The sequence below is a fragment of the Neisseria sp. P0022.S010 genome (assembly GCF_051956635.1).
In genome coordinates, this window is the sequence record NZ_JBQCXF010000083.1 from 1 (window position 1) to 10,642 (window position 10,642).

7 protein-coding genes and 1 pseudogene are annotated in these 10,642 nt (G+C 47.3%); 7 read left to right on the plus strand and 1 reads right to left on the minus strand.

Annotation, left to right across the window (positions count from 1 at the left end):
• The first annotated feature begins 563 nt into the window (after positions 1–563).
• The 7 genes from ACTHUT_RS09315 (at position 564) to ACTHUT_RS09345 (ending at position 9,911) form a co-directional block, all read left to right on the plus strand.
• Entirely contained in the window at positions 564–2,837 is a 2,274-nt protein-coding gene (locus tag ACTHUT_RS09315) for a 4Fe-4S binding protein (RefSeq protein WP_440373261.1), read from the plus strand.
• Between the two features lie 110 nt (positions 2,838–2,947).
• The gene (nosZ, locus tag ACTHUT_RS09320; RefSeq protein WP_254345156.1) at positions 2,948–4,915 is read left to right on the plus strand and encodes a TAT-dependent nitrous-oxide reductase; all 1,968 of its coding nucleotides are present in this window, start codon (positions 2,948–2,950) and stop codon (positions 4,913–4,915) included.
• A 198-nt stretch (positions 4,916–5,113) separates the two neighbouring features.
• Positions 5,114–6,493: a nitrous oxide reductase family maturation protein NosD gene (locus ACTHUT_RS09325; protein WP_440386129.1), complete on the plus strand. Its 1,380-nt coding sequence runs from the start codon at positions 5,114–5,116 to the stop codon at positions 6,491–6,493.
• 56 nt (positions 6,494–6,549) lie between these two features.
• The gene (locus ACTHUT_RS09330) at positions 6,550–7,449 is read left to right on the plus strand and encodes an ABC transporter ATP-binding protein (RefSeq protein WP_003748608.1); all 900 of its coding nucleotides are present in this window, start codon (positions 6,550–6,552) and stop codon (positions 7,447–7,449) included.
• Positions 7,446–8,276, plus strand: coding sequence for an ABC transporter permease (locus ACTHUT_RS09335; protein ID WP_036493197.1), 831 nt, complete (start codon positions 7,446–7,448; stop codon positions 8,274–8,276). Before ACTHUT_RS09330 ends, ACTHUT_RS09335 begins: the two co-directional genes overlap by 4 nt.
• Positions 8,273–8,767, plus strand: a complete 495-nt coding sequence (locus tag ACTHUT_RS09340; protein ID WP_003748604.1) for a nitrous oxide reductase accessory protein NosL — start codon at positions 8,273–8,275, stop codon at positions 8,765–8,767. Before ACTHUT_RS09335 ends, ACTHUT_RS09340 begins: the two co-directional genes overlap by 4 nt.
• A gap of 118 nt (positions 8,768–8,885) precedes the next feature.
• A complete protein-coding gene (locus tag ACTHUT_RS09345; RefSeq protein ID WP_440386130.1) occupies positions 8,886–9,911 on the plus strand; it encodes an FAD:protein FMN transferase in 1,026 nt (341 codons plus the stop codon).
• A 591-nt stretch (positions 9,912–10,502) separates the two neighbouring features.
• On the opposite strand, the pseudogene ACTHUT_RS09350 reads toward ACTHUT_RS09345, so the two are convergent.
• A pseudogene (locus tag ACTHUT_RS09350) lies at positions 10,503–10,642 on the minus strand (MetQ/NlpA family ABC transporter substrate-binding protein); the annotation flags it as partial.

Sequence of the window (10,642 nt, forward strand, 5' to 3'; positions counted from 1 at the left end):
TGGTTGAAAGAAGGCAAAGGCGACTACAAATACGAGAAAACTGCTGGTACTGTTGGCCTGCGTCACAAATTCTAATCTGACTTAAGATTAGTCTGAAAAAGAGCCTGTTTTATACAGGCTCTTTTTGTTTTTGTAAGAAATGTATTTTGTCATTGCAGGGGCAGGTTAAAGTATTTTCGATATTCGTTTTCAGACGGCCTATGGAAATTTAAGTCAGGTTATATTCTATTTAATATATGCTAAATGAAATTTTAGAAATTGTTTTGAGTATTATTATAAATAAGTTAACGATATTGAGATGGTTATTGGATTGATTTGATTTTCCTATATTTCATGTCTACTAATAAAAGATTTATTTTTTATAGTTCTAAAGTATTATTAGCATGTAGAATTTGGTTTTAAGATTTGTAAACTTGATTTTAATCAAATTATTGCCGATAGATGATTCATATAATATAAGTGTTTAGAGTATCGATATATCGGGAATAGTCATGTCCTGTCTTGAAATGAAGTGCTTAAGTAGCATTTGGAAACGAATCCTTGTGCTGTTTACTGTGTTTTCTATGATGATAGTAAGCCTGCCTGCTTACGCAGAGCGCTTGCCTGATTTCTTGGCAAAAATTCAGCCTTCTGAAATTTTTCCTGGTGCTGATCGCTACGGCAAACCTGAAGGTAAGCCTTTGGTTGCTCGTGTATATAAAGGCGAAGAGCAGCTTGGTTTGGTTTATATCACGACTGATGTGGTCAATACGCGTGGTTATTCGAGTAAGCCGATTGATACAATGGTTGCATTGGCCAATGATGGCACTATTGCGGGAGCAAAATTGGTTGAACACCATGAGCCAATTATGCTGATCGGTATCCCGCAATCCCGTGTTGATAAATTCATTGACAAATATATCGGCTTAAATTTTATTAAAAACCCGCCTCAACCGGGTGTTGCGCCAGGGGATATTATTAGTGGTGCGACTGTAACCCTGATGGTCATCAATGACAGTATTCAGCGTTCTGTTAAGGCGGTAATCCATCAATATCATTTGGGTACTGATAAAGCAGTTCAAACCGATGCAGCAGCTGCTTCCGGCGAACAGTCTGCCGAACCTGCCGTTCAAACCCGTCCGCGTCGTGTTGCCAGTCAAGACAAACAAGATATCCTGTCATGGAATGCGCTTTTGGAACAAAAAGCCGTCGGTCATCTGCATATTTCTATCGACGAAATCAATAAACTGTTTGAGAAAAGCGGTAAAGCAGGTGTGGCAGATCATGCGGAGCAGGGCGATGGTAATGATACATTTATTGATCTGTATGTTGCCTTGGTCAGCCAACCTTCCATCGGTAAAAGTCTTTTAGGCGAAGCCGGCTGGAACAACCTGCAAAAACGTTTGAAACCTGGTCAAGAAGCCGTAATGGTGGCCGGCGAGGGTCGCTATTCTTGGAAAGGTTCGGGTTATGTTCGCGGCGGTATCTTTGACCGTATCGAAATGATTCAGGGCGATACCAGCTTCCGTTTTACTGATGCACAGCATGAGCGTGTGGTTGCTTTGGCAGCGGAAGGTGCACCTGCATTCAAAGAGGTATCTTGGTTCACAATCCCTGAGGGTGTGGAATTTGATGGTGCCGAGCCATGGCGTTTGCAATTGATGATTCAACGTGTATTGAGCGTTAACGATAAAGCTTTCGTAACTGCAGATTTGGATTACGAATTGCCAAAAGGCTACTACGTTGACGATCCTAAAGCACCGCCGGTTGAAATCAGCGCGCCGGTTGAGCAAGTTGCGGCTGCAGCTTCAGCTCCTGAAAGTACAGGTATTGCCGAAGATGCAACTGCCGGTGATGATGGTGTTTCCAACCAACTTTGGAAACAGGTTTGGAAAGCCAAACAAGGTCAAATTATTGTTGTCGGTATTGCTTTGACAATTCTCCTGTTGGTATTCCTGTTCCAAGACTGGATTGTACGTTACGAAAAATGGTATGACCGTTTCCGCCTCTGTTTCCTGATCTTTACGCTGTTTTATATCGGCTGGTATGCTCAGGCACAATTATCAGTAGTGAATACTTTGACGTTGTTCTCAGCCATTTTGACTGAGTTCCACTGGGAATTCTTCCTGATGGATCCGCTGGTATTTATTCTGTGGCTCTTTACAGCGGCGACCATGCTGTTGTGGAACCGCGGTACATTCTGTGGATGGCTGTGTCCTTTCGGTGCATTGCAAGAGTTAACCAACCGTATCGCCAAAAAATTGGGTCTGAAACAAATTACAGTACCACACTTGTTGCATACCCGTCTGAGTGCGATTAAATATGTAATTTTTTTCGCCTTGTTGGCAATTTCCCTGTACGATTTGGGTACGGCTGAAAAATTTGCTGAAATTGAGCCTTTCAAAACTGCAATCATTTTGAAATTTATGCGTGAATGGTGGTTTGTTCTGTTCGCTGCCGCTTTGCTGATCGCAGGCTTGTTTATCGAACGTTTCTTCTGCCGTTATCTGTGTCCTTTGGGTGCGGGTATCGCATTGCCGGGTCGCTTCCGTGTGTTTGACTGGCTGCGTCGCTATAAAATGTGTGGCAATCCTTGTCAGATTTGTACACACGAATGTCCGGTTCAGGCAATCGCACCTGAAGGTGACATTCATCCGAACGAATGTATCCAATGTCTGCATTGCCAGGTAATGTATCACCACGATACGCGTTGCCCTCAAGTAGTGGCAACGAATAAGAAAAAACAAAAGCAAGCGGCGGCAAAATCTGAGCAGCACGATGCGGCAGTAGCGCAAAATGCTCAAGAACAAGTTGTTCAGTTTGTTAAAAAAGAATCAGCAATCAGTGTTGACAAGTAGTAATTTATAAATAAAAAAGAGGGCTGTATCGGCAGCCCGACTTAGAAATTTTTTCATCGGCAGGCCGTCTGAAAAAAATCGGCCGCCGGATTTTATCCAAGGAGTGTCGTATGTCAGACGAAAAATTAGAACAAAACGGCTTAAGCCGTCGTTCATTCTTAGGTACTGCCGCTGCTTCCGGTGCAGGTATTGCCGGTGCCGGTTTGTTGGGCTTGGCCGGTTGCTCTAACGGCGAGGGTGATAAAGCTGCTGCTTCCGGTGCTGCACCTGCCGAGAAAGCCGCTGCTCATTCTGCCGAGCCGGGTAAACAGACTTCCGAAGTCGGTCCAGGCGAACTTGACCAATACTACGGTTTCTTGTCAGGCGGTCAATCAGGCGAAATGCGCTTGATCGGCGTACCTTCTATGCGTGAGTTGATGCGTATCCCTGTATTCAATATGGACAGCGCTACCGGTTGGGGTCGTACCAATGAGAGCTTGAAAGTCCTCAACGGAAATATTACCGAAGAAACCCGTAAATTCTTGCAAGACAGCGGTCTGCGCTGCTACCCTAACGGCGACTTGCACCACCCACACTTGTCTTTCACCGACCAAACTTACGATGGTCGTTATGCTTACGCCAACGATAAAGCAAACACCCGTGTTTGCCGTGTCCGCTTGGATGTAATGAAAACCGATAAAATCATTGATATTCCTAATGCTTCAGGTATCCACGGCCTGCGTCCGCAACGTTATCCGAAAACCGGTTACGTTTTTGCCAACGGCGAACACATTGTTCCAGTTGACGGTGTAGGCAAATGGGATGATGCGAAAACTTGGAATGCCGTTTATACCGCAATTGACGGCGAAACCATGGAGATCGCATGGCAAGTTTTGGTAGACGGTAACTTAGACAACGGCGATGCCGACTACCAAGGTAAATACTCTTTCTCTACCTGCTATAACTCTGAGCGCGCTCTGACTGTACAAGGTGCATCTTCCAACGAACAAGACTGGTGTGTGGTATTTAATCTGGCCGCCATCGAAGAAGGCATCAAAAAAGGCGACTTCAAAGAAGTTAACGGCGTGAAAATGCTGGACGGTCGTGCGGAAGCCAACTCTCCATACACTCGTTACATCCCGGTTCCTAACTCTCCTCACGGCTGTAATGCAAGCCCTGACGGCAAATACATCATGCTCAACGGTAAACTGTCTCCAACTGTTACCGTATTGGATGTCAGCAAACTGGATGACTTGTTTGCAGGTAAAATCAAAGAGCGCGATGTTGTCGTAGCCGAGCCTCAACTGGGTCTTGGCCCATTACACACTGCATTTGACGGTCGCGGCAATGCCTATACTACATTGTTTATCGACAGCCAAATGGTGAAATGGAACATCGATGACGCGATTAAAGCCTATAAAGGCGAGAAAATCGATCCGATTAAACAAAAACTCGACGTTCACTATCAACCTGGCCACAACCACACTACCATGGGCGAAACCAAAGAAGCCGACGGTAAATGGTTGGTATCTTTGAACAAGTTCTCTAAAGACCGCTTCTTGAATGCCGGTCCTTTGAAACCTGAGTGTGACCAATTGATCGACATCTCCGGCGATGAAATGCGTCTGGTGCATGACAATCCGACTTTTGCCGAACCACATGACTTGTGCTTGGTTGCTGCGTCTAAAGTGAACCCAAGCAAAACTTGGGACCGCAAAGACCCATGGTTCTGGCAAGAAGCTTTGGAACAAGCTCAAAAAGACGGTGTTGAGCTGGAAAAAGCTGCCAAAGTCGTACGTGAAGGCAACAAAGTACGCGTGTACATGACTGCCGTTGCGCCTGCTTACAGCGTTCCTCAATTTGAAGTGAACCAAGGCGACGAAGTGACCGTATATGTAACCAACGTTGAGACCATTGAAGACTTGACTCACGGCTTTACTTTGGAAGGTTATGGCATTGCTATGGAGATTGGCCCGCAAGCTACATCTTCTGTAACCTTCAAGGCTGTCCGTCCAGGCGTACACTGGTACTACTGCCAATGGTTCTGCCACGCATTGCACATGGAAATGTCTGGCCAAATGATTGTTAAACCAAAATAATTTCGGTTTGATGATTTAATTCTTCAGGCCGTCTGAAAAAACATTCTTTCAGACGGCCTTTATAGCAAAGTTGTTTGTCGGCCGATATGGCCACAAAATGAAAGCCATCATCAGACAGCTTTGCTATAACACCAAAATACCTGTTTCCGCATCGGTTTATCATGCGGCAAGCAGGCCGTCTGAAACAGAGATATGATTATGACGCACACACAAATCCATCGTTCCAAATGGCAACGTGCCGCACTCGTATTGCTGCTTGGCAGCATGGTTCAGACGGCCTTTGCCGCAGTCATCAACGTATCCGTACAAGACAATCTCAATGATGCTTTGGCGCGCGCCCAAGCCGGCGATACGCTCAAGCTTGCCTCCGGTATATACAAAACCAAACTCTATATCGACAAACCCATTACCATCGAAGGCCCTGCCGACCGTTCCGCCAAGATTGTCGGCGACCGGAGCGGGAGGACGGTTGCCGTTCATGCGCCTGATGTAACTTTGCGCAATCTGACCGTTTCCCATTCCGGCATGAGTTTGCCGGCAATGGATGCCGGTATCTATTTAGAAGAGACGGCAACGCGCGCGCTGGTGGAGCATAACAACATTATCGACAATTCTGTCGGCGTGTATATTCACGGTGCGGCAGAATCCATGGTGCGGGAAAATAAAATCATCGGCGATGCAACCCTGCGCGTTAACGAACGCGGCAACGGCGTAACCGTCTGGAATGCGCCTGGTGCGCAAGTGGTTGATAACGATATTTCCAAAGGCCGTGACGGTATTTTTTCAAATACCAGTACTCATAATACCTACAAAGGCAACCGTTTTAGCGACTTGCGCTTTGCCGTCCATTATATGTACACCAATGACAGCGAAGTCAGCAACAATATCTCCGTCGGCAACAATATGGGTTATGTGCTGATGTTTTCCGAACGCCTGAAAGTGTATGGCAACATTGCCGTTGGCAGTCGCGACCAAGGCATTATGCTCAACTACGTCAATTATTCCGAAATTCACGATAATGTGATCAACAAGGCAGGCAAATGCGTGTTTGCCTACAATGCCAACTACGATAAAATCTTTGCCAATCATTTCGAGAACTGCCAAATCGGTATCCACTTCACCGCAGCCATCGAAGGCACAACCCTGTACGAAAATTCATTTATTAACAACGAAAGCCAGGTTAAATATGTCAGCACCCGCTTCCTCGATTGGGGCGAGGGTGGTCGCGGCAACTATTGGAGCGATAACAGCGCCTTTGACCTTGACGGCGACGGCTTCGGCGACAGTGCCTACCGTCCCAACGGGATTATCGACCAAATCATCTGGCGCGCACCCGTCGCCCGGTTATTGATGAACAGCCCTGCCATCAGCATTGTCAAATGGGCGCAATCGCAATTTCCCGCCATCCTGCCCGGCGGCGTAATTGACAGCAAGCCTTTGATGAACCCCGTCCGCAATAAAACGACAACCAAATACGAAGCCATGAAGGACGAATTGCTGCATGAAGCAAAAACGCACCAATCCGAATGGGGTAATGCCGAAAACGGTGCGCTGACAGGCGGAAATGCCAATATGTAACCTTTCAGACGGCCCAATATCAAAGGCCGTCTGAAACATTCACTAGAGGAATATCCATGAGCAGTACCAACCACGTTGAATTGAGAAACGTGACCAAGCAGTTTGGCAGCCAAAAGGCCGTCAACCAAGTCGATCTGGTTCTCAAGGCTGGCGAGAGCGTCGGCATGGCGGGACACAACGGTGCAGGCAAATCTACCATTATGAAGCTGATACTCGGCCTGATTACGCCGACCGAGGGCGAAGTGATGCTTTTGGGAGAACCGACCGGCAGTAAAGCAGGGGCGCAGCGTCGCAGCCAAATCGGTTACCTGCCTGAAACGGTTGCATTGCATCCTTCATTGACCGGTATCGAAACCATGGATTTCTATGCCAAACTTAAAAAACAGCCCCTGAGTAAAAACCGTGAATTGCTCGAGCGTGTCGGCATTTCCCAGGCCGCACGCCGCCGTGTCGGCACTTACTCCAAAGGTATGCGCCAACGCCTCGCTTTGGCACAAGCCTTGTTGGGCGAGCCTAAAGTTTTATTGTTTGACGAGCCGACTACCGGCCTTGATCCGGCTTCGCGTCAAATGTTTTATGAAGTTGTGCGCGAACTCAATGGACGCGGCGCAACTGTATTGCTCAGCACCCACGCACTGGCCGAGCTTGACGGGCACGCCGACCGCATTATCGTCATGAAAAACGGCGTGAAAGTTGCCGACGGCAGCATGGATGAGTTGCATGTTCAAAGCGGCCTGCCGCTGACCGTCAACGTCCGCTTGAAGGAAGCGCGCCCGTTGAGCGAGCGTTGGCATCCGCTTTCAGACGGCCTGTCATACCAAGCGCAATGTAAAGCAGAAGAGCGCATGGCTCTTTTGAGCGAATTGGGTGATTTGGGCAGTCTTGCCTACATCGATATCCACACGCCTACACTTGACGATATGTACGCGCAATTCTTGAAGAGGGAAGACGTATGAACCCCGTTTGGATTATTACCGGCAAAGAAGTCCGAGACAGCCTGCGCAACCGTTGGGTTCTTGCCGCCGCACTTTTGCTTGCCGCATTGGCACTGTCATTAGGCTTTCTCGGCAGCTCGCCGACCGGTTCGGTCAAGGTTGATCCCTTGACGGTAACCGTAGTCAGCCTGTCCAGCCTGTCTATTTTCCTGATTCCGCTGATTGCGATGTTGCTCTCTTATGATGCACTGATCGGCGAAATCGAGCGCGGTACAATGGCGTTGCTGCTAAGTTACCCCATCTCGCGCAACCAAATCCTTGCCGGTAAATTTATCGGCCACCTCATCATTCTTGCCCTTGCCACCACGGCAGGCTACGGGTTGGCAGGTATTACCCTTCAGCTTGCCAACGGCGGTTTTGATATTGCCGCATGGCAACCTTTCGCCCTTTTGATTGCTGCCAGCGTGATTCTTGGCGCAGCCTTTTTGTCCATGGGCTATTTGATCAGCGCAAAAGTTAAAGAACGCGGTACCGCCGCCGGTATCGCCATCGGCGTATGGCTGTTTTTTGTGGTGATTTTCGATATGGCGCTTTTGGGTGTTTTGGTTGCCGATACCGAACAAGTCATTACCGCGCCTGTAGTGGAAACCGTTCTTCTGTTCAACCCCGCAGACATTTATCGCCTGCTGAACTTGACGGGTTACGAAAATACAGCCATGTATGCCGGCATGGCAGGTTTGAGCGAACAAATCAGCCTGAGTATGCCTGTTTTGCTGACGGCTCAGGTATTATGGGTTATCATTCCTTTGATTTTAGCCGCCTGGATTTTCGGAAAGCGACAAATATGAGAAAAATATTATTGACAACCTTCACACTCATCGCATTGGCAGCCTGCAGCAAGCAGGACAACAGCCCTCCGCCTGCGCCCCAACAAATCAGCGATAGTGCAGTGGGTCATTACTGCAGCATGAATTTGACTGAACACAACGGCCCTAAAGCGCAAATCTTCTTGAACGGCAAACCTGAAAAACCAGTCTGGTTTTCCACCATCAAGCAGATGTTCGGCTACACCAAGCTACCTGAAGAGCCGAAAGGCATTCATGTCATCTATGTTACCGATATGGGTAAAGTCAAAGATTGGGAAAAACCCAATGCCGACACTGAATGGATAGATGCGAAAAAGGCCTATTACGTTATCGAAAGCAGCTTTATTGGCGGCATGGGTGCGGAAGATGCGCTTCCTTTTGCCGACAAGGCACAAGCTGAAAAATTCGCCAAAGAAAAAGGCGGCAGAGTTGTCGGTTTTGCAGAAATGCCCGACGAATATATTTTCAAATAAAACAATCAATAAAGGCCGTCTGAAACCATTTCAGACGGCCTTTGTGTTGAAGGCTTGCCGATTGATATTTAATGATGCAGGCTTGCAATGTAAAAATAAAAAATCCAAGGAATACGCCATGTCCACCCCTTTAACGCGCCGCCGTTTTATCGCCATCGCCGCCACACTTGCCGCCGGTGCCGGCATTCCCTTTGTCATCAGCCGAAAAACCAATCGGCCGACTCATTCAGCCGGCCCGAATCAAGAAGGACAGCCTGTTATCTGGAAAGGGATTGCATTAGGCTCGGGTGCGGAATTGCGTTTGTTCGGTGTTGGGCGCAGGCAGGCGGAGATACTGATCAACAAAGTATTGGCGGAAGTTTCACGATTGGAAAAAATCTTCAGCCTGTATCGGGATGACAGCCTGATCAGCCGCTTAAACCGAGAAGGCCGTCTGAAAAATCCGCCATCCGATTTTTTGCAGCTGCTCAGTATCAGCCGGGATATTCATCGGCTGACGCAAGGTGCATTTGATCCCAGCATTCAGCCTTTGTGGAATCTGTATGCCGACCATTTCAGACGGAATCCGAAAACCGAAACGCCGCCGTCTGAACGCAGCATCAAAGATACGCTTAAATTGGTGGACTTCAATAAAGTCGACTTTGATACTAAAGAAATCCGTTTTGCCCAAAAAGGCATGGGCTTGTCGCTTAACGGCATTGCCCAAGGCTATATCACCGACAAAGTAGCTGAATTGTTGAAGCAGCAAGGCGTTTCTCAGGCATTGATTGATATGGGGGAGATTTACGGCTTTGATAATGCCAACCAGCGCGAGTGGAATGTCAGCATCCGCAATCCTGACCAAGAAGATCAAATTCTGACCACCATTGCCATGAAAAATCAAGCGTTTGCCACATCGGGCGGCTATGGCACGGTAATGGACGAGGCAGGCAAATTTACCCATCTTTTTGACCCGCGCACAGGCGGAAGCCAGCCGCGCTATAAAAGCATGAGCGTTATGGCGGAAAGTGCGGCAGTTGCCGATGCCTTTTCTACCGCATTTTCTATTATGGATGAAGCGGCCATCCGTACTTCGGCTCAAGTTAAAAAGGCACAGGTTTGGCTGGTGATGCCGAATAATGAATTGAAGAAGATTGGAGACTGAGGGAAGGGCGGCCTTGCCTGCAATTTTGCCTATGTGTATAGGGTAGGGAAGGCTTGATTGCTGAAAAAATGGAAGATAAAAAAGAAGGGCTGCCCAAGGGGGCAACCCTGAAACTCTTGCAGCTGGGAGTAATTAGCAAGAGATTACGACACTTAAAACAAAAATTCACTCATTTCAAAGCACGAAGCTTTAATATCTAAGCAAAACGGTATTTCGACCGCTCAAACCCCTTCGATACGGAGAAACACAACATATATGGGAAAATCCGACAAAGTGGTTTGAAGCAATTCAGATGAACGGTCTGTAATGCAGATAACCGGATGTCTTTAGATGAGCGGTATAATATCAGGATAAGCGGAACATTACTAGTGAATATTATAAAAAAGTAGAATAATTCATTTAGTGATTGATTATATTGAATAAAAACATGATTTCTTATTGAACTTTTTTACAACATATTGATTTGGCTTTAAAAAGGGAATTGTGTAAGTGTTTGGCGTTAATCAAAAAACTTGTTTTGAGCTTTGAGAAGAGATAATCAATAGAAAAAGGCCGTCTGAACGTTCAGACGGCCTTTTTTCAAAGAGCGATTTATTTGGTTGCAGAAGCAGTAGAGGCGGCTTCGGCTTGAGCGCCTGCAGCTGCGTTTTCACCCCATGCCGCAGGGTATTTGTAACCGGCAAAGCGTTTTTGTGAGTAGGCTTTGAACTCGTCAGAGTTGTAGGCTTCGG